This window comes from Pseudomonas sp. zfem001 (assembly GCF_032621725.1).
Taxonomy (GTDB): Bacteria; Pseudomonadota; Gammaproteobacteria; order Pseudomonadales; family Pseudomonadaceae; genus Aquipseudomonas; species Aquipseudomonas sediminis.
The window spans coordinates 1,014,416-1,034,911 of record NZ_JAVYJI010000001.1 but is presented as its reverse complement, the minus strand read 5'-3'; the positions used below and the strand labels follow the sequence as shown (position 1 = coordinate 1,034,911).

Here is a 20,496-nt window from a genome sequence, read left to right as displayed (position 1 = left end):
CACCATTGCATCGCAGAGTGGTGGACGGATGAAGCATCGTCCACCCTGCGAGGCTGGTCAGATCGCCACCAACCCGCGCACGCCTTCGGTTTCCATGTTCTCGCCACGGCCTTGCTGGACGATCTCGCCACGGCTCATCACCAGGTACTGGTCGGCCAGCTCTGCAGCGAAGTCGTAGAACTGCTCCACCAGCAGGATGGCCATGTCGCCGCGAGCGGCGAGCTTCTTGATCACCACGCCGATCTCCTTGATCACCGAGGGTTGGATACCTTCGGTGGGTTCGTCGAGTATCAGCAGGCGCGGCTGGCTGGCCAGGGCGCGACCGATGGCCAGCTGTTGCTGCTGGCCACCGGACAGATCGCCGCCACGGCGATGCTTCATCTCGCGCAGCACCGGGAACAGCTCGTAGATGAATTCCGGCACGGCCTTGGCCTGGCTGCCGGGAAAACGTGACAGGCCCATCAGCAGGTTCTCTTCCACGGTCAGGCGGCCGAAGATTTCGCGTCCCTGTGGCACGTAGGCGATGCCGGCGTGCACGCGCTGGTGCGGTTTGAAGGCGGTGATGGCCTTACCTTCCCATTGCACGTTGCCGTCCTTGGCCGGAATCAGGCCCATCAGGCATTTGAGCAGGGTGGTCTTGCCCACACCGTTGCGGCCGAGCAGGCAGGTGACTTCGCCGACCTTCACGTCGAACGACAGGCCACGGAGGATGTGGCTGCCGCCGTAGTACTGGTGGAGTTGTTGGACTTGCAGCATATCGATGTCCTTTATTCGTTTTGTGGGAGGGGCCGGGCGGCGAACCGATTAGCCGCGATGCTTTTGATCTTTAAGCGCTCGCGGCTAAAGCCCCTCCCACAGGTATGCGTTAGCGACCCAGATAAACCTCGATCACCCGCTCGTCGTTCTGTACCTGCTCCAGCGAGCCTTCGGCCAGCACGCTGCCCTGGTGCAGCACGGTGACGTGGTCAGCGATAGAGCCAACGAAGCCCATGTCGTGCTCGACCACCATCAGCGAGTGCTTGCGCGCCAGCGACTTGAACAGCTCGGCGGTGAACTCGGTCTCGGCGTCGGTCATGCCTGCCACTGGCTCGTCGAGCAGCAGCAGATGCGGCTCCTGCATCAGCAGCATGCCGATCTCCAGGAACTGCTTTTGGCCATGGGAGAGCAGGCCAGCCGGGCGGTTGCGCGAGGCTTCCAGGCGAATGGTGGTCAGCACTTCCTCGATGCGATCCTTCTGCTCGCCGCTGAGTCTGGCGCGCAGGCTGGCCCATACCGACTTGTTGGTCTTCTGTGCCAGCTCCAGGTTTTCGAACACCGTCAGCGCTTCGAACACCGTCGGCTTCTGGAACTTGCGGCCGATGCCGGCCTGGGCGATCTGTACTTCGCTCATGGCGGTCAGGTCGTACTGCTCGCCGAAGTAGGCCACGCCGTTGTCCGGGCGGGTCTTGCCGGTGATCACGTCCATCATGGTGGTCTTGCCGGCGCCGTTGGGGCCGATGATGCAGCGCAGTTCACCGACGCCGATGTACAGCGTCAGGTTGGTCAGCGCCTTGAAGCCGTCGAAGCTGACGTTGATATCTTCCAGCGTGAGGATGGTGCCATGGCGGACGTTGACGCCTTTGCCGACGTTCTTGCCGGTGTCCAACGCCAGGCCGGTGGGGTCGAAAGCGGCTTCGAGCATGGTTTCAGGTACCGGAGTGGCTTTCATTGATCCTTCTCCTTGCGCAGCAGGCCAACCACGCCGCGTGGCAGGAACAGGGTGACGACGATGAACAGCGCGCCCAGGGCGAACAGCCAGTATTCCGGGAAGGCCACGGTGAACCAGCTCTTCATGCCATTGACCAGCCCGGCACCAAGCAGCGGGCCGATCAGCGTGCCGCGACCGCCCAGGGCGACCCACACGGCGGCTTCGATGGACTGGGTCGGCGCCATTTCGCTGGGGTTGATGATGCCCACCTGCGGCACGTACAGCGCGCCGGCCAGGCCGCACAGCACAGCACTCAATACCCAGATGAACAGCTTGTAGCCGCGTGGGTCGTAGCCGCAGAACATCAGGCGGTTTTCGGCATCACGCAGGGCCGTGAGCACCCTGCCAAACTTGCTGCGTGCCAGGCGAAAGCCCAGGTACAGGCTGCCCACCAGCAACACCACGGTGGCGAAGAACAGCGCCGCGCGAGTGCTCTGCGCGGTGATGTCGAAGCCGAGGATGCGGGTGAAGCCGGTAAAGCCGTTGTTGCCGCCGAAGCCGGTTTCGTTGCGGAAGAACAGGAGCATGCCGGCGAAGGTCAGCGCCTGAGTCATGATCGAGAAGTACACGCCCTTGATCCGCGAGCGGAAGGCGAAGAAGCCGAACACCAGGGCCAGCAGGCCGGGCGCCAGCACCACCAGGCACATGGCCCAGAGGAAGCTGGAGGTGCCGTACCAGTACCAGGGCAATTCGCTCCAGGCCAGAAAACTCATGAAGGCTGGGAGGCCGTCACCGGCGCTCTGGCGCATCAGGTACATGCCCATGGCGTAGCCGCCGAGGGCGAAGAACAGGCCGTGGCCCAGCGACAGCATGCCGGCATAGCCCCAGACCAGATCCAGCGCCAGGGCGACGATGGCGTAGCAGAGGATCTTGCCCACCAGGGTCAGCGAATAGGCCGAGACGTGCAGAGCGTGGTCGGCCGGCAACAGGTGCAGCAGCGGCATGGCCAGCAGCACGGCCAGCACCAGCAGGCCGATGGCCAGCGAAACCTGAGGGCCGAGCTTGGCGCTGGCGCGGGCCAGCAACGTTTGATTGAGTGGCATGGTCATCAGTCGATCACCCGTCCTTTGAGAGCGAAGAGGCCTTGCGGGCGTTTCTGGATGAACAGAATGATCAGCGCGAGGATGAGGATCTTGCCGAGTACCGCACCGATCTGCGGCTCGAGGAATTTGTTCACCACGCCCAGGCCGAAGGCGGCCAGCACGCTACCGGCCAGTTGGCCGACGCCGCCGAGTACCACCACCAGGAAGGAGTCGATGATGTAGCTCTGGCCAAGGTCCGGGCCGACGTTGCCGATCTGGCTCAGGGCCACGCCGCCTAGGCCGGCGATGCCCGAGCCGAGACCGAAGGCCATCATGTCCACACGCCCGGTGGGCACGCCGCAGCAGGCGGCCATGTTGCGATTCTGCGTCACTGCACGCACGTTCAGGCCCAGGCGCGTCTTGTTCAGCAGCAACCAGGTCAGGACCACGACGAACAAGGCGAAGCCGATGATGACGATGCGGTTGTACGGCAGCACCAGGTTCGGCAGCACCTGCATGCCGCCAGACAGCCAGGCCGGGTTGGCCACTTCGACGTTCTGCGCACCGAAGGTGACGCGTACCAGCTGGATCAGGATCAGGCTGATGCCCCAGGTGGCCAGCAGGGTTTCCAGCGGGCGACCGTAGAGATGGCGGATCACCGTACGCTCCAGCGCCATGCCGATGCAGGCCGTGACCAGAAAGGCGATCGGCAACGCGGCCAGTGGGTAGAGCGTGAGGTATTCGGGCGCCAGGCGTTGGAAGCTCAGCTGCACCACGTAGGTGGTGTAGGCACCAAGCATCAGCATTTCGCCGTGGGCCATGTTGATCACCCCGAGCAGGCCGAAGGTGATGGCCAGGCCCAGCGCTGCGAGCAGCAGGATCGAGCCGAGCGACAGGCCGCTGAAGGCCTGGCCGAGCAGTTCGCCGATCAGTAGTTTGTTCTTCACCTGGGCCAGGCTCTGCTCGGCAGCGGCGCGCACGGTGGCATCGCTTTCTTCGCCATCGAGCAGGCTTTGCAGGCGCGTGCGGGCCAGCGGGTCGCCGGTCTTGCCCAGACGCTCCACGGCAGCCAGGCGCACGGCTGGGTCGCTGGCCTCCAGCTGCAGATTGGCCAGGGCCAGGGTAATCGCGTCACGCACGTTCTCGTCGGCTTCCATGCTCAGGCGGCTTTCCAGCAAGGGCAGCAACGCTGGCGGCGTGTTGCGTTGCAGTTGCTTGGCGGCAGCGAGGCGTATAGCGGCGTCGTGATCGAGCATTTGATGGCTGGCCACGGCGAAGGTGACCAAGCCGCGCAGGCGGTTGTTCAGGCGCAGTTTGCGTGGCGTGCCATTGGCTTCGGCGTCGCCATCAGCGGCTTGCCAGGTGCCGTCCTGTTCGATGAAGGCACGTTTGTCGGCATCGCTGCCGACGCGGTTCTGCTGCAGGGCTTGCAGCAGTGGCATGCGTTCGGTGTTGGGCGTGGCGGCCCAGTCCTGCAGCAGTTTGGCCTGTTTGCTGGCGTTGGCAGCGACGAAATCGTCGGCCTCGCCAGCCTGCGCCGCCAGCGGCAGCAACAGCAGCAGGCTCAGGAGAATTCGGGTAAGGGCAGTGGGCATAAGGGTGTCCTTGGCATAGCCCGGATGACGTCCGGGGCGAGCTTCCCGGATTGCATCCGGGCTACGGCGACCCTCTCCCCCGCCCCTCTCCCGCAAGCGGGAGAGGGGAGACAAGCGGCACTGCAACTCATTGACGAGCTGTGGTTACCGCATGCGGGAGAGGGGCTTTTGCCTTAGTTCGACTTCACCGGGGTATCGGCTTTCTTGTCGTTGCCTTCGATGTACGGGCTCCAAGGCTGGGCGCGGATCGGGCCGTCGGTTTCCCAGACCACGGAGAACTGACCGTCATCCTGAATCTCGCCGATCATCACCGGCTTGTGCAGGTGGTGGTTCTTCTCGTCCATCTTCAGGGTGAAGCCGCTCGGCGCCGCGAACTCCTGGCCAGCCATGGCTTCACGCACCTTGTCGACGTCGGTGGTGCCGGCTTTCTCGACGGCCTGCGCCCACATGTGGATGCCCACGTAGGTCGCTTCCATCGGGTCGTTGGTCACCACGGTGTCGGCGTTTGGCAGCTTCTTGGCCTTGGCGTAGGCCTTCCAGTCGGCGACGAACTTCTCGTTGACCGGGTTCTCCACGGACTGGAAGTAGTTCCAGGCCGCCAGGTGGCCGACCAGCGGCTTGGTGTCGATGCCGCGCAGTTCTTCTTCACCCACGGAGAAGGCCACCACCGGCACTTCGGTGGCTTCCAGACCCTGGTTGGCCAGTTCCTTGTAGAACGGCACGTTGGAGTCGCCGTTCACAGTGGAGACCACAGCAGTCTTGCCGCCAGCGGAGAACTTCTTGATGTTGGCGACGATGGTTTGATAGTCGCTATGACCGAAGGGGGTGTAGACCTCTTCGATGTCCTTGTCGGCGATGCCCTTGCTGTTGAGGAAGGCGCGCAGAATCTTGTTGGTGGTGCGCGGGTAGACGTAGTCGGTGCCGAGCAGGAAGAAACGCTTGGCGGCGCCGCCGTCTTCGCTGAGCAGGTATTCCACCGCCGGGATCGCCTGCTGGTTTGGCGCTGCACCGGTGTAGAACACGTTCGGCGACATCTCTTCGCCTTCGTACTGCACCGGGTAGAACAGCAGGCCGTTGAGCTCTTCATAGACCGGCAGCACGGATTTGCGCGATACCGAGGTCCAGCAGCCGAAGGTCACCGCGACCTTGTCCTGGGTCAGCAACTGACGGCCACGCTCGGCGAACAGAGGCCAGTTCGACGCCGGGTCGACCACCACTGCTTCGAGTTGCTTGCCGAGTACACCGCCTTTGGCGTTGATCTCGTCGATGGTCATCAGCGCCATGTCTTTCAGCGAGGTTTCGGAAATGGCCATGGTGCCGGACAGCGAGTGCAGGACGCCGACCTTGATGGTCTCGGCGGCCTGGATGGACCAGCTCAGGCCCATGGCGGCGATGGAAGCGGAAAGGGTAAAGGCCTTGATCAGGCTGCGACGTTGCATGGTGCGATCTCCATTCACAATCGTGATTAAGTGGACAGCGTTTTTATTGGTGGCAGTGATTCAAAGGTCATTACGTCACCCTTGCGCCGGCAGTGCCCGTTGCCGGGCGCTGTGCAGCATGTGCAGGGTGATCTTGCGCACTTCCGCTTTGCTGACCTCTATATGGGTCTTGAGCAATAGCTGTGCCTCTTCGCAGCGACGCGACAGGATCGCGCCGAGGATGCGTGCGTGTTCCTCATAGGTGAGCTCCACGCGCGGCCCCTGGGTGAAGTCCAGGCGCCTGATAATTCGGATCTTTTCGCTGACTTCGGCGTGCAGGCGGGCCATCTCGCGATTGCCGGCGGCCTCCACCAACTGGCAGTGAAAACGTTCATCCAGACGCGAGACTTCGCGACCGTCCTGCAGGCGCTCCTCCGGTTGCACCATCCAGGTGCGGCGTAGCTGTTCCAGTGCATCCGGCAGCTCCTCATTGGGGCGTTCGCACAGGCGCTTGACCGCCTCCAGTTCGAGGACGATGCGTACCTCGTACAGCTCCTCGAAGTGGGCGAAGTCGAACGGCTTGACCTGCCAGCCGCTGCGGAAATACACCTCCAGATAGCCCTCGCGCTCCAGGCGATACAGCGCCTGGCGCACCGGCGTGCGGCTGACGGCCATGCGTTCGGCGATCTCGCCCTCGCTGAAGCGATCACCGGGCAGCAGGCGGAACTCGAAGATGTCGTCCTTGAGCTGCAGGTAGATGCGCTCGGCGAGATTCTCCGGGCGCTCCTTGCCGCGCTTGGCCGGGCTGACCAGTTGCATCTCAGGCCGCCTCGCTCGGGGTCAGCAGAAGCAGGGCATCGCCCGGCGTAACCGCTTTGCCGGGGGCGCAACGCAGCGATTTGACCGTACCGGCCACCGGCGCGGTTACCGCCAGTTCCATCTTCATCGCCTCGACCACCAGCAGCGGGGTGCCGGCCTCAACATGCTGGCCGGGCTCTACCAGTACCTTCCACACGCTGCCGCTCATCTCGGCGGCGACCAGATGGCCGTCCAGATCGGCGTCGTCATCAGTGTTGGTGCCCAGCGCCTGTGCGGCGCTCGGATCGTCGTCCTTCCACAGCTCGACTTCGGCGTTGAAGGCGGCTTTCTGCCGGCTCTGGAAGGCTTCGATATCAGCCGCGTTGTCGGCGATGAAACGGTTGTAGGCGGCAAAGTCGAACTCGCTTTGCTCGATGCGAATCTGCGCGCGGCCCTCGCGGAAGGCTTCGCGGAATTCATCCAGCTCGGCCTCGCTGACCGGATAGAAGCGCACCTGATCGAAGAAGCGCAGCAACCAGGGCTGGCCATTTTCGAACTGGGCGTTCTTCACGTACTTGTTCCAGATCGGCAGGGTGCGACCGACCAGTTGATAACCGCCGGGTGAGTCCATGCCGTAGATGCACATGTACATGCCGCCGATGCCCACGGTGCCCTCGGCAGTGAAGGTGCGCGCCGGGTTGTACTTGGAGCTGAGCAGGCGATGACGCGGGTCCAGCGGCACGGCGCAGGGCGCGTCGAGGTAGACGTCGCCGAGGCCGAGGATCAGATAGCTGGCGTCGAACAGAATGTCGCGAACCTGTTCGCGGCTGTCCAGGCCATTGGCGCGCTGGATGAAGTCGACGTTGTTCGGCAGCCAGGGCGCCTCGCTGCGTACGGTTTCGCGGTAGCGTTCGACGGCGGTCAGCGTTGCGCTGTCCTCGAAGGCCATGGGCAGATGGACGATCCGGGTCGGCACCTTGAGCTCGGCGACATCACCGAGCTGGCGCTCCAGGCGCAGCAGGTGGTCGAGCAGGGTGCGCTGGTGCAGCACGCGGCTGTCGTAGCGCAGTTGCAGCGAACGCACGCCGGGGGCGAGCTCTTCCAGGCCGCGCAGCGGCTCGGCCTTGAGTGCCTCCATCAGCAGATGCACGCGCAGTCGCAGGGCCAGATCCAGCACGTTGTCGCCATATTCCAGCAGGATGTAGGCGTCGCCGGCCTGGCGATACACCGCACGCGGGCGGCTGCCTTCAGCGGGCAGCTCGGCCAGCACGGTGGCGGAAACGGTGGCGTCCGGTTGCAGCGACGGCGCCGGTAGGGTCACTGCGCTGATCGCCGCCAGTGCCTCGATGCTGCCCAGTTGCGCCTGCTCCAGGCTCTGCGCCTGCTGGAAACCGATGGGGTGAAAGCGCAGCTTGTCGCCAGGCTTGACCTGACCGACCTTCCACAGCTCGGCTTTGGCGATGGTCACCGGGCAGACGAAGCCGCCGAGGCTGGGGCCGTCCTTGGTCAGGATCACCGGGAAGTCGCCGGTGAAGTTGATCGCACCGATGGCGTATTCGCAGTCATGCACGTTGGACGGATGCAGGCCGGCTTCGCCGCCGTCGGCCCGTGCCCAGCTCGGTTTCGGGCCGCTCAGGCGTACGCCGAGGCGGTTGGAGTTGTAATGCACCTCCCACTCGGCGGCGAAGAATTCCTCGATGGCTTCAGCGGTGAAGAAGTCCGGCGCACCGTGCGGGCCATAGAGCACGCCGATGTTCCAGGTGGTGCCATAGCTGGGGATCAGGCTCGGGTGCGCCGCCTGCGGCGGCGCGACCGGCGCGGGGGTGGTGCAGGCCGGCAACTCGGGCTGGGAGATGGCCAACATGTCGGCGGTACGCAGGGTGCGCCCGGCATGCCCGCCGAACTGGCCAAGGGCGAAGGTGGAGCGGCTGCCCAGATACAGCGGCACGTCCAGGCCGTTGCGCACGGCCAGATAGGTGCGGCAGCCGCTGACCGCGCGGCCCAGCTTGAGCACCTGACCGGCCTTGACCTCAATCGGTTGCCAGTAGGCCACCGGCGCATCGTCCAGGGTGGCCGGGCAGTCGGCGCCGGTCAGGGCGATCAGTGCATCGCTGTGAAAGCGCAGCGTCGGGCCTTGCAGGGTAAATTCCAGGCCGGCGGCTGCGGCCGCGTTGCCGACGATACGGTTGGCCAGGCGGAAGGCGAAATCATCCATCGGCCCGGATGGCGGCACGCCGATATCCCAGTAACCCAGGCGGCCAGGATAGTCCTGCACACTGGAGTAGGTGCCGGGCTCCAGCACTTCGATGACGCTGGCCTTGAAGGTGAAGCTGTCGAGCAGACGCGTCCACACTTCGCCTTGGGCGAAACGCTCGTCGGCCACCACCTGGCGCAGGTAATCGAGGTTGCTGGCGATGCCGTGCAGGCGGGTTTCTCCCAAGGCTTTTTGCAGCTTGGCGATGGCTTCGTCACGAGTAGCAGCATGGACGATCAGCTTGGCGATCATCGGGTCGTAGAAGGCTGAAACCTCGCTGCCGGTGCTGACCCAGCCGTCGACGCGCACGTCGTCCGGGAAGTGCACGTCGGTGAGCACGCCCGGGCTGGGCTGGAAGTTTTTCAGCGGGTCTTCGGCGTAGATCCGCACCTCGATGGCGGCGCCTTGCGGTACGCGGTCGAGTGCAGGCCAGTCCAGCGCATCGCCTGCGGCCACCCGCAGCATGCACTCGATCATATCCAGGCCGGTGACCATCTCGGTGACCGGGTGCTCGACCTGCAGACGGGTGTTCACTTCGAGAAAGTAGAAATCGTCGCGAGCGGCGTCGTAGATGAACTCCACGGTGCCGGCGCTACGGTATTTAACCGACTCGCCGAGCTGTACGGCAGCGGCGTGCAGGCGCTCGCGGGTGGCCTGCGGTAGGTTCGGCGCCGGGGTTTCCTCGACCACCTTCTGGTTGCGTCGCTGCAGCGAGCAGTCGCGCTCGCCGAGGGCGGCGACGCGGCCATGGCCGTCGCCGAAAATCTGCACCTCGACATGTCGCGCCTGATCGACGAAACGCTCGAGGAACACCCCGGCATCGCTGAAGAATTGCTCGCCCATGCGCTTGACGCTTTCATAGGCGCTTTCCAGTGCGGCGGCGTCGCTGCAACGGGTCAGACCGATGCCGCCACCGCCTGCGGTGGTCTTGAGCATCACCGGGTAGCCGATGCTGTCGGCGGCGCTCAGCGCTTCTTCCAGGCTTTGCAGCAGGCCGGTACCCGGCGCCATCGGCACCTGGGCCTGGGCGGCCAATTCGCGGGCTCTGTGCTTGAGGCCGAACTCGCGAATCTGCTCGCCGGTTGGGCCAACGAAGGCAATGCCGGCTGCTTCACAGGCATCGGCGAACTCGGCGCTTTCCGAGAGAAAGCCGTAGCCAGGGTAGATCGCCTGGGCGCCGGTTTGCTGCGCGGCGGCGAGAATCTTGTCGATACGCAGATAGCTGTCAGCCGGCTTGTCGCCGCCCAGGGCGATGGCGATATCGGCGTCGCGTACGTGCTGGGCATTGCGGTCGGCGTCAGAGTAGACGGCGACGCTTTTCACGCCCAGGCGCTTGAGCGTGCGGATGGCTCTGACGGCGATCTCGCCACGGTTGGCGATCAGTACGGTATGGAACATCTGTTGCGGCCTCCTGGCTTGCCGCACGCATATGCGCGCAGGCGCTGAACTGTTCCCTCTCCCTTTGGGGAGAGGGCTAGGGAGAGGGGGCATACATGCCACCCTTCTCCCTGCCATTCACTTCTTGGTTTCGGCGATAAAGGCGCGCCAGCCACCAAAGCTGGTGATGTCACGCGCGCCATTCAGTGCGTAGGGCTCGCAGATAAAGCCCTTGACCCAGCGGCCGTCGGCCAACTCCAGGTTGCCGATACCGAGCGGTGGCGGGATCTCGGCGACGAACTCGCCGAAGCGCGCCTGCGGTACGTCCCACATCTCGACGATGATCGCCGCGCCGTCCTCGGTGACCCGTGCCAGGCCCGGCTTGGGCGGCACGGTGCCGGGCAGGGCGTAGAGGCGGTAATGCGCGGCGCTGGTGGTTTGCTCCACCAGCACCGCATCACGCGTGGTGAGCTGGAAGTTCAGCGGCATGCCAGTCAGATGCGCGCCGACCACCGCAACACGGATGCAACCTGGCGCCGGCTTGTCACTGGCGGTTTGCGCTGGCAGCGGTTTGCCGGTGGCGCCCAGCGGCAGATTGACGGCCTGCTGCCAGCGTTGACCGAAGGCGGCCAGTGCCTGGTCATGCCAGGCCGGGGCGAGCAGGGTGATGCCGGCTGGCAGACCGTCGGCACGCAGCCCTGCCGGCACGGCCAGGGCAGACAGGTCGGCAAGGTTGGTGAAGTTGGTGTAGGTGCCGAACTGGCTGTTGAACAGTACCGGTTCGGCCTCCATCTCGGCCAGGGTGCGGATGGTTGGCGAAGTCGGCACCACCATGGCGTCGAAGCCGGCCAGGGCGTCGTTGATGACACGGCTCAGCTCGGCGCGAATGTACTCGGCCTTGTAGGCGTCGCAGGCGCTGTACTTGTGACCGTTTTCGACGATGCCGCGCACCACCGGGTTGATGTGTTCGGGGTTCACGCCTTCTACCGCGACGGTGCGTTCGGCGACCCAGGGGCCGTAGTAAAGCTGCTCGGCCAGTTGCTGGAAGGGGGCGAAATCGATCTCCACCAGCTCGGCGCCCAGTTCGCGCAGTTTGCCCAGTGCGGCCTCATAGACGGCCTGGTTCTGGCTGTCGCCGAAGAACTCGGGGTTGGCCGGCACGGCCAGGTGCGGCTTGGCCGGCATGCCGACCTTGGCGCTGTTCGGGTTCTTGCGGCTGTAGGCGTCGGCGGCGTCATAGCCACCGGCGATATTGGCTACGGTCAGGGCGTCGCTGACGGTCAGGGCGAACACCGAGATACAGTCGACCGTGCGGCAGGCCGGCACCAGGCCGGTATTGGGCAGCCAGCCCTTGGTCGGCTTGAGCCCGACGATATTGTTGAAACCAGCTGGCACGCGGCCCGAACCCGCGGTGTCGGTGCCCAGCGAGAAGGGCACCAGACCGCGCGCGACTACGCTGGCCGAACCGGAGCTGGAGCCGCCGCTGACGTAATCGGGGTTGAAGCTGTTGGGCACCGCGCCGTGAGGCGAACGGGTGCCGACCAGGCCGGTGGCGAACTGGTCGAGGTTGGTCTTGCCAATGAGGATGGCCCCGGCGGCGCGCAGGCGCGCGACCACGGTGGCGTCGACTTCGGCGCTGTAGGCGAACTCGGGGCAGGCGGCCGTGGTGGGCCAGCCGGCGGCGTCGATATTGTCCTTGATGGCGAAGGGCACGCCGTACAGCGGCAGCTTGCTCAGATCGCCGGCTGCACTTTCCAGCGAGCTGGCCAGGGCATCGAGTTGAATATTGAGTTGAGCTTCGCTGGCCAGGGCGATCCAGGCGCTGTCATCGGTGCGCAGTTCCAGGCGCAGGGCGTGTAGTAGTTCTGCAGGGGATTGGCCGTCACGGTAGGCCTGTTGCCACTGCGCGAGGGTGAAAGCGATAGGTGCGTTGGACATGCTTCGAGATTCCATCTTGTATCCAAGTTGGAATCGCTAGAGCAATGACGGTGCCAGTTTGGCGCAGGCCTTTATTTTCGGGGATTTCAGGGCAGCGGCAGGGGCTTTGGCGAGAGGCGTTGCACCGAGGTGGGGCTGGCCTGCAAGCGAATGGTGCAGGCTCTTCGGCGCTGGCGGTGCGCACAGCGCACCCTACGGTATCGAGAGGGGTAGGGTGCGCCGTGCGCACCGAGGGCTCGAAGCTCGCCGCCTCAAGGCACCAGGTAGTTCTTCACCCCGGTAAAGATGATCTGCGCGGCCAGGGCGCAGACGAACAGGCCCATCAACCGGCTGACGATCTGCAGGCCCTGGTCGCCGAGCAGGCGCTCGAACTGGTTGGACAGGTACAGCACCACGCCCACGGTGAGGCTGGCGAGGAAGATCGCTGCCACGGCCACCAGCTTGTCGTCCCAGTGCGGCTGGCTGGCGCCCATCAGCAGCAGGGCGCCGATGGTGCCGGGGCCGACGGTGATGGGGATGGTCAGCGGTACGATGGTCACGTCCTGCTGCACGTTATCGCTCTGCACCGCCGATTTGCCCTGGGCCATGCCGAGGGCGGAGATGAACAGCACCGAGCCCGCGCCGATACGGAAGGCGTCGATGGTGATGCCGAACAGGGTGAAGATGTGCTTGCCGAACAGGTACAGCAGCACGCTGGCGATCAGCGTGGCCAGCGCCACCTTCCAGGCCAGGCGCTTGCGCTCCTTGAGGGTGTAGCCGCGGCTCAGGCCAATGAAGCAGGAGAGGACGAAGAAGGGGCTGTAGAGCACCAGCATCTTCAGGTACAGGCTGAACAACTCGGACGCCATGGTGGCAGGCTCGCAGAAAGGCAGTAAAGGTAAAGAAGACTATCAGTGTGGCAGCGCATCACGCTGGCGGCGCAGCTCGCGCTCGGCGATCCAGTGCTCGATCAGCTCGCGCAGTTGTGACAGCTCCACTGGCTTGGACATGTGGCCGTCCATGCCCACAGCGCGCGCGCGTTCCTTGTGTTCGCTGAGGATATGCGCGGTCAGTGCTACCACCGGTGTACGCGGGCGTTTCTCGCTCTTTTCCCAGGCGCGCAGCTGTTCGGTGGCGGAGAAACCGTCGAGCACCGGCATCTCGCAGTCCATCAGCACCAGGTCGTAGGGCTGCGCTTTCATCGCGCTGAGGGCTTCCTCGCCGTTGCTGGCGGTGTCCGGCTTGAGGTTGAGCTTGCCGAGCATGCCGCGAATCACCTTGGTCGAGATGCTGTTGTCTTCGGCCACCAGAATGCGGAAGTCGGCCGGCACGTTCAGCGGCGTACTCACTGGAGTTGGCGCTGCCTGGGCGGGAGTGTCGTTGGGGCGCTGGGCCAGTTCGTCGGCCAGGGTGGTCTTGAGCGTGTAGCCGGCCACCGGCTTGGCCAGGATGCGCTTGATCCCGGCGTTGCGTGCGATCACCTTGCTCGGCGCGTTGCTGATGCCGGTGAGCATGATGATCAGAATGTCGTGGTTGAGGCTCGGATCTTCCTTGATCTTGGCGGCCAGCTGCATGCCGGTCATGCCGGGCATATCCTGGTCGAGCAGCACTGCGTCGAAGTATTCGCGCATGTGCGCCTTGGTGCGCAGCAGCGCCAGGGCTTCCTTGCCGGAGGGCACTGCGCTGACCTGCATGCCCCAGGCGTTGCATTGCTGCATCAGCACCTTGCGGCAGGTGTCGTTGTCGTCCACTACCAGCAGGCGCGCGCCCTGCAACGGGCTGTCGAGGTCGGCTTCCGGTTGTTCCAGGCGGGCCGCGTCCAGCGGCAGGGTCAGCCACAGGGTTGTGCCCTGGTTGCCGCTGCCCTGGATGCCGAACTCGCCGCCCATCAGACGTACCAGTTGGCGCGCGATGATCAGGCCGAGGCGCCCGCCCAGGCGGGTGGCGGAGAGGAAGTCGCGGCTCTGCAGTTCGGCGTTGAGCAGGGCGTCGCGTTCCTCTGGCAGCAGTGGGCGACCGCTGTCCTGTACGGCGACGCGCAGGCGGTGTTGGCCGTCGCTGCTGTCCAGCGCCGCAACCAGCAGGATCTCGCCCTCGTCGGTCTGCTTGAAGGCGTTGTCCAGCAGGCTCAACAGTGCCTGGCGCAAGCGCGTTGGGTCGCCGCTGATCACCCGTGGTACCTGCGGCTGGATGAAGCTGATCAGCTCCACGCGCTGTTGCTCTGCTTTGGCTCGGAAGATGTCGAGGCAGTCTTCGATCAGTGCGCCGAGATCGAACTGCACGTCGTCCAGTTCGATCTGCCCGGATTCGAGCTTGGAAATGTCGAGGATTTCGTTGATCAGGGTAAGCAGCTCGTTGCCCGAGCTGTGGATGGTCTGCACGTAGTCGCGCTGCTTGGCCGACAGCGGCGTGCCCAGCAGCAACTCGGTCATGCCCAGCACGCCATTCATCGGCGTGCGGATCTCGTGGCTGATCTTGGCCAGGAATTCCGCCTTGGCCTTGAGTTCGGCACTGCTGGCAGCCAGGGCGGTGCTTTCCTGCAGGGTGTCGCGCTGGATCTGCCGCTGCCGCTCGGTCAGCGACACGCTGAGGATCAGGCCGGCCAGAGTGGCAACGCTGAATACGCCCAGCACCAGCCAGCCCGGATTGAGCTGATCGAAGCCGAGCAGCACCGGCACGAAGAAACCGAAGCCCATATTGAACACCAGCATGCCCAAGGCGATCAGGCGTGCCGGCTGGTAACCGGCGCGCCAGTGCAGGCCGCTCACCAGCAGCAGGTTGATCGCGCTCAGAGCCACCAGCAGGTAGACCAGCGAGCTGTACCAGAACAGACCGGTGACGACGATGCACAGCGCATAGGTCAGGAGCAGTAGGGCATTACCCCGCAGCAGACGGTTCAGGGGGCTGTGCTGTACTGGCGTGCCGTGCATGAAGCTTAGGCCAAAGGCCAGGGCGCTGAAGGCGGCGAACAGGGCAGAGAGGTCGGCGATCAGGGACTGGTTGTAGCCCAGGCTGGGCAGCCATTGGGCGAAGATGCCGAGGTTGGCCGAGGAGCACACGGCCAGGCCGATGTTCACCCCGGCCAGCCACAGGCCACTGGCGCTGCGACTGTAGATGAAGCGGATGAGGTTGTACAAGGTCAGCAGCAGCAGGGCGCCGAACAGCATGCCATAGAGGTAGGCGGGCTTTTCCAGGCTGACCAGCTCGGCCTGATCCATGACCTTGAACCAGGTCATCAGCGGGTGGTTGGAGGTCAGGCGGACATAGGCGACGCGGGCCTGGTCGTCATTTGGCAACGGCATCAGGTAGAAGCGCGACGGCAGCGGTCGCGAATCCAGCGGCATGGCCTCGCCGGTGTGCAGGTTCTGCTCCAGCACACCGTCTCTCAGCAGGTAGTAATCGAGGTACTGCACCCGTGGTGAAAAGATCCACAGCCAGGCGGGTTGCTGCTGCGGTGCTAACTCCGCACGAAGCCAGACAGCGTGATCACTGGGCGGGAAAGTAAAGGACTGTTTGCTGAGGGGTTTGAACTGCTGGCGCTGGGCGCGGACTTCTTCGAGGCCCAGGCGGGCGCTGGCGTCGACCAGATAGGACCAGCTGTGCGTGCCGGTAGGGGCTGTGTTCGCCGTGGCTGTCAGGGCAAGGCCAAGCAACAGCAAGCTGGCGAGTAGTCCGATGGCAATCCTGAGCCGGCGCACGGGCAAAATCCTTCTAAATGAGTGGCCGGATTATAGCCAAGCATTTGCTCGAGCGAATACGGCACAAACAGCGATTTTGCCTTGTTTGTGCCGCATTTTCGCTCAAACCATCAGCTCTCGCCGCGCTCGCGGGCGATGGCCCGATAGCCGATGTCGTTACGATGGAACATGCCATTCCAACGAATCTTCTCGGTCAGGCGGTAGGCCTGCTGCTGGGCATCGGCAACGCTGGCGCCGATGGCGGTGGCGCACAGAACCCGGCCGCCGGCGGTGACGATCTGGCCGTCCTTCAGTGCGGTACCGGCGTGGAACACCTTGCCGTCGAGCTTGGCGGCTTCATCCAGACCGATGATGACGTCGCCCTTGGCGTAGTCGCCCGGGTAGCCACCGGCAGCCAGTACCACGCCCACGGTCGGACGTGGGTCCCAGGTGGCTTCGACCTTGTCCAGGGCCTTGGCCAGTGCGGCCTCGACCAGCAGCACCAGGGAGCTTTCCAGGCGGCACATGATCGGCTGGGTTTCCGGGTCGCCGAAGCGGCAGTTGAACTCGATGACCTTGGGCTTGCCAGCCTTGTCGATCATCAGACCGGCATAGAGGAAGCCGGTGTAGACGTTGCCTTCGCTGGCCATGCCGCGCACGGTCGGGTAGATCACCTCGTCCATCACGCGCTTGTGCACCTCGGCGGTGACCACCGGCGCAGGCGAATACGCGCCCATGCCACCGGTATTCGGGCCGCTGTCGCCGTCGCCAACGCGCTTGTGGTCCTGGCTGGTGGCCATCGGCAGCACGTTCTCGCCATCGACCATGACGATAAAGCTGGCTTCTTCGCCGTCGAGGAACTCTTCGATCACCACGCGCGAACCGGCGTCGCCGAAGGCATTGCCGGCGAGCATGTCGCGCACCGCGTCTTCGGCTTCCTGCAGGGTCATGGCGACGATCACGCCCTTGCCTGCGGCCAGGCCATCGGCCTTGATCACGATCGGTGCGCCTTTCTCACGCAGGTAAGCCAGCGCCGGCTCGATCTCGGTGAAGTTCTGGTAGTCGGCAGTCGGAATCTTGTGGCGGGCCAGGAAATCCTTGGTGAAGGCTTTGGAGCCTTCGAGTTGGGCGGCGGCAGCGGTTGGGCCGAAAATGTCCAGCTTGCGTGTGCGGAACAGATCGACCACGCCTTTGACCAGCGGCGCTTCCGGGCCGACGATGGTCAGCTGCACGTTCTTCTCGGCGAAGTCGGCCAGCTGTTCGATGGCCAGTACGTCGATGGCGACGTTCTCGCATTTGGCTTCGGTGGCAGTGCCAGCGTTGCCCGGGGCGATGAAAACCTTCTCGACGCGCTTGTCCTGCGCCACTTTCCAGGCCAGGGCGTGTTCACGACCGCCGCTGCCGATGATCAATACGTTCATAAGTCTCTCCCAATGGAGGCGGGCCGGTGGCCCGTTTGGTGGATAGGAAAAGCGCTATCCACCCTACGAAATAAGGTTGGCGTAGGGTGGATGGCCGAAGCCATCCACCAGCCAATCAATGGCGGAAGTGACGCATCGAAGTGAACACCATCGCGATACCGGCTTCATCGGCAGCCGCGATCACTTCGTTGTCACGCATCGAACCACCCGGTTGGATCACCGCGGTGATGCCGGCCTTGGCAGCGTTGTCGATGCCGTCGCGGAAGGGGAAGAAGGCGTCCGAGGCCATCACCGCGCCCGGTACCGGCAGGCCAGCGTGCTCAGCCTTGATGCCAGCGATGCGGGCGGAGTTGACGCGGCTCATCTGGCCGGCGCCGACGCCGACGGTCTGACGGTTCTTGGCGTAGACGATGGCGTTGGATTTGACGAACTTGGCCACTTTCCAGGCGAAGATCAGGTCATGGATTTCCTGCTCGCTCGGCGCGCGCTGGGTGACGATCTTCAAGTCTTCTGCCTTGATCATGCCGATGTCGCGGCTCTGCACCAGCAGGCCGCCATTGACGCGCTTGAAGTCCCAGCCCGCAGCGCGCTCGGCCGGCCATTCGCCGCATTCGAGCAGGCGCACGTTGGCCTTGGCTGCCACCACTTCACGAGCGGCAGCGCTGATTTTCGGGGCGATGATCACTTCGACGAACTGACGCTCGACGATGGCTTTGGCGGTTTCACCGTCCAGTTCGCGGTTGAAGGCGATGATGCCGCCGAAGGCCGACTCGGTGTCGGTGGCGTAGGCCAGGTCGTAGGCCTTGCGGATGCCGCCTTCGTCTTCCGGTACCACGGCCACGCCGCACGGGTTGGCGTGCTTGACGATCACGCAGGCCGGCTTGACGAAGCTCTTCACGCATTCCAGCGCGGCGTCGGTGTCGGCGACGTTGTTGAACGACAGTTCCTTGCCTTGCAGTTGCACGGCGGTGGAAACGCTGGCTTCGCCCTTCTTCGCCTCGACGTAGAACGCCGCGCTCTGGTGCGGGTTCTCGCCGTAGCGCATTTCCTGCGCCTTGACGAACTGGCTGTTGAAGGTGCGCGGGAAGGCGCCACGGCCTTCGGTGGACAGGGTGTTCGCCGCCTGGTCGATGGTGCCCAGGTAGTTGGCGATCATGCCGTCATAGGCGGCGGTGTGTTCGAAGGCCTTCAGGGCCAGGTCGAAGCGCTGGGCGTAGCTCAGGCCGCCGGCCTTGAGGGAGGCGACGATGCCTGCGTAGTCGCCGGTGTTGACCACGATGGCCACGTCTTTGTGGTTCTTCGCCGCGCTGCGGACCATGGTCGGGCCGCCAATGTCGATGTTCTCGATGGCGTCGGCCAGGTCGCAATCAGGCTTGGCCACGGTGGCTTCGAAGGGATAGAGGTTGACCGCCACCAGGTCGATCGGCTTGATGCCGTGCTCGTCCATCACCGCGCCGTCCAGGGCGCGACGGCCGAGGATGCCGCCGTGAATCTTCGGGTGCAGAGTCTTCACGCGGCCGTCCATCATCTCCGGGAAACCGGTGTAGTCAGCCACTTCCACCGCGGCTACGCCGTTGTCCTTGAGCAGCTTGTAGGTGCCGCCGGTGGAGAGAATCTCGACACCGAGGGCGGCCAGTTCGCGAGCGAATTCGAGGACGCCAGTCTTGTCGGAAACGCTGATCAGCGCGCGGCGCACGGGCAGAAGGGTGGTCTGGTCGGTCATTTCACTATCCATCAGAGCGGGGATATCAGCAAAAAAGGCGGCTCATGCGGGCCGCCCTTTTCGGGAGTTCGGGGTTACAGCAGATCGTACTGCTTGAGCTTCTTGCGCAGCGTGCCACGGTTCAGGCCGAGCAACTCGGAAGCCTTGGTCTGGTTACCTTTCACGTGATTCATGACGGTTTCCAGCAGCGGCGCTTCTACTTCGGTGAGCACCAGGTTGTACACGTCGGTGACGTCCGCGCCTTCGAGGTGGGCGAAGTAATTGTGCAGCGCCTTCTCCACGGCGCCGCGCAGGGTCTGGCCCTCTTCGCTCGGCGTGTTCAGGTGCTGTTTAAGGCTGGTGTTGTCACTCACGGGTGCAATTCCACTCACTAGGGTCTCTGTCATCAACGTCATGCGGCCACCTCGTTTCCATCGTTATGCCGTTCGCTGAAGAACTCGCGAACGTTGGCGCACTGTGCGTCCGTACTGTCCAGACGGTTGAATTGGGCGCGAAACTCCCTGGCGCCCGGCAGGGTTGCGAGATACCAGCCGACATGCTTGCGGGCGATGCGTACGCCCATCAATTCGCCGTAGAAGGCGTGCAGTGCGGCCAGGTGTTCCAGCAGGATGCGTTCCACTTCGAGCAGGCTCGGTGCCGGCAGGGTTTCGCCGGTACGCAGGTAGTGCTCGATTTCACGGAATATCCATGGCCGCCCCTGGGCGGCACGGCCAATGAGCAGGGCGTCGGCGCCGGTGGCGTCGAGCACGGCCTTGGCTTTTTGTGGGGAGTCGATGTCGCCGTTGGCGAACACCGGAATTGATATTGCCTGCTTGATGGCGGCGATGGTGTCGTACTCGGCCTCGCCGGTGTACAGGTCGGCGCGTGTGCGGCCGTGGACGGAGAGCGCAGAAATGCCGGCGTCTTCGGCGATTTTCGCTACTGTAATGCCGTTTTTGTTTTGTCTGTCCCAGCCGGTACGGATTTTCAGGGTGACCGGTACGTCGACCGCACCGACCACTGCATCGAGGATTTCACGTACCAAGGGCTCGTCACGCAGCAGCGCGGAGCCGGCGGCCTTGTTGCAGACCTTCTTGGCCGGGCAACCCATGTTGATATCGATGATCTGCGCGCCCAACTCGACGTTCTTGCGCGCGGCGTCGGCCATCATCTGCGGGTCGCCGCCGGCGATCTGTACCGAACGCGGCTCGGGATCACCGGCGTGCATCAAACGCAGGCTGGACTTGCGGCTGTTCCACAGGCGCACATCGCTGGTGACCATCTCCGACACCACCAGGCCAGCGCCGAGACGGCGGCACAGCTGGCGGAACGGATGATCGGTGACGCCGGCCATGGGAGCCAGGATCAACCGATTGGGCAATGTGTAGGGGCCAATACGTGGGGCCGACATGGGGCGTCCCTGCTTGTTGGTGCGCAGTTGAGACAAAGGGCGATCAACACCTGGCCTCCACTGTGTCCTCAGGGGAAACGATGGTGGTTCGGTGCTCGCGAAAGGGTGGGCATGATACCCGCTCTGGATGACCGGATAAAGGTCGTTTTGAACAAAT

The 20,496-nt window shown here is 64.2% G+C and carries 14 protein-coding genes; all 14 read right to left on the bottom strand.

The window, feature by feature from the left end; translation table 11 throughout:
• Positions 1-57: 57 nt before the first annotated feature.
• Positions 58-756, bottom strand: a complete 699-nt coding sequence (gene urtE / locus RTH74_RS04925) for an urea ABC transporter ATP-binding subunit UrtE (protein WP_316913930.1) — start codon at positions 754-756, stop codon at positions 58-60.
• 109 nt (positions 757-865) lie between these two features.
• Positions 866-1,708, bottom strand: coding sequence for an urea ABC transporter ATP-binding protein UrtD (urtD, locus tag RTH74_RS04920; RefSeq protein WP_059390389.1), 843 nt, complete (start codon positions 1,706-1,708; stop codon positions 866-868).
• On the bottom strand, positions 1,705-2,796 hold the full coding sequence (urtC, locus tag RTH74_RS04915) for an urea ABC transporter permease subunit UrtC (RefSeq protein WP_099522643.1): 1,092 nt from the start codon (positions 2,794-2,796) through the stop codon (positions 1,705-1,707). Before urtC ends, urtD begins: the two co-directional genes overlap by 4 nt.
• Positions 2,796-4,364: an urea ABC transporter permease subunit UrtB gene (gene urtB, locus RTH74_RS04910; RefSeq protein WP_316913929.1), complete on the bottom strand. Its 1,569-nt coding sequence runs from the start codon at positions 4,362-4,364 to the stop codon at positions 2,796-2,798. Before urtB ends, urtC begins: the two co-directional genes overlap by 1 nt.
• A gap of 173 nt (positions 4,365-4,537) precedes the next feature.
• Positions 4,538-5,803, bottom strand: a complete 1,266-nt coding sequence (gene urtA, locus RTH74_RS04905; RefSeq protein ID WP_037005742.1) for an urea ABC transporter substrate-binding protein — start codon at positions 5,801-5,803, stop codon at positions 4,538-4,540.
• Between the two features lie 75 nt (positions 5,804-5,878).
• Positions 5,879-6,601 carry a GntR family transcriptional regulator gene (locus tag RTH74_RS04900; protein WP_316913928.1) on the bottom strand — a complete coding sequence of 241 codons (723 nt, stop codon included), beginning with the start codon at positions 6,599-6,601 and terminating at the stop codon, positions 5,879-5,881.
• A 1-nt stretch (position 6,602) separates the two neighbouring features.
• Entirely contained in the window at positions 6,603-10,232 is a 3,630-nt protein-coding gene (gene uca / locus RTH74_RS04895; protein ID WP_316913927.1) for an urea carboxylase, read from the bottom strand.
• A gap of 117 nt (positions 10,233-10,349) precedes the next feature.
• The gene (gene atzF / locus RTH74_RS04890) at positions 10,350-12,149 is read right to left on the bottom strand and encodes an allophanate hydrolase (protein ID WP_316913926.1); all 1,800 of its coding nucleotides are present in this window, start codon (positions 12,147-12,149) and stop codon (positions 10,350-10,352) included.
• 251 nt (positions 12,150-12,400) lie between these two features.
• Positions 12,401-12,997 carry a MarC family protein gene (locus RTH74_RS04885; RefSeq protein ID WP_072423203.1) on the bottom strand — a complete coding sequence of 199 codons (597 nt, stop codon included), beginning with the start codon at positions 12,995-12,997 and terminating at the stop codon, positions 12,401-12,403.
• A gap of 42 nt (positions 12,998-13,039) precedes the next feature.
• Positions 13,040-15,826, bottom strand: a complete 2,787-nt coding sequence (locus RTH74_RS04880; RefSeq protein ID WP_316913925.1) for a response regulator — start codon at positions 15,824-15,826, stop codon at positions 13,040-13,042.
• Between the two features lie 110 nt (positions 15,827-15,936).
• Entirely contained in the window at positions 15,937-17,226 is a 1,290-nt protein-coding gene (gene purD / locus RTH74_RS04875) for a phosphoribosylamine--glycine ligase (protein WP_316913924.1), read from the bottom strand.
• Between the two features lie 115 nt (positions 17,227-17,341).
• Complete coding sequence (purH, locus tag RTH74_RS04870; RefSeq protein ID WP_316913923.1) at positions 17,342-18,949, bottom strand: bifunctional phosphoribosylaminoimidazolecarboxamide formyltransferase/IMP cyclohydrolase; 1,608 nt, start codon at positions 18,947-18,949, stop codon at positions 17,342-17,344.
• A gap of 74 nt (positions 18,950-19,023) precedes the next feature.
• Positions 19,024-19,344: a DNA-binding transcriptional regulator Fis gene (gene fis, locus RTH74_RS04865; protein ID WP_003242613.1), complete on the bottom strand. Its 321-nt coding sequence runs from the start codon at positions 19,342-19,344 to the stop codon at positions 19,024-19,026.
• Positions 19,341-20,339, bottom strand: a complete 999-nt coding sequence (gene dusB, locus RTH74_RS04860; RefSeq protein ID WP_316913922.1) for a tRNA dihydrouridine synthase DusB — start codon at positions 20,337-20,339, stop codon at positions 19,341-19,343. Before dusB ends, fis begins: the two co-directional genes overlap by 4 nt.
• Positions 20,340-20,496: the final 157 nt, after the last annotated feature.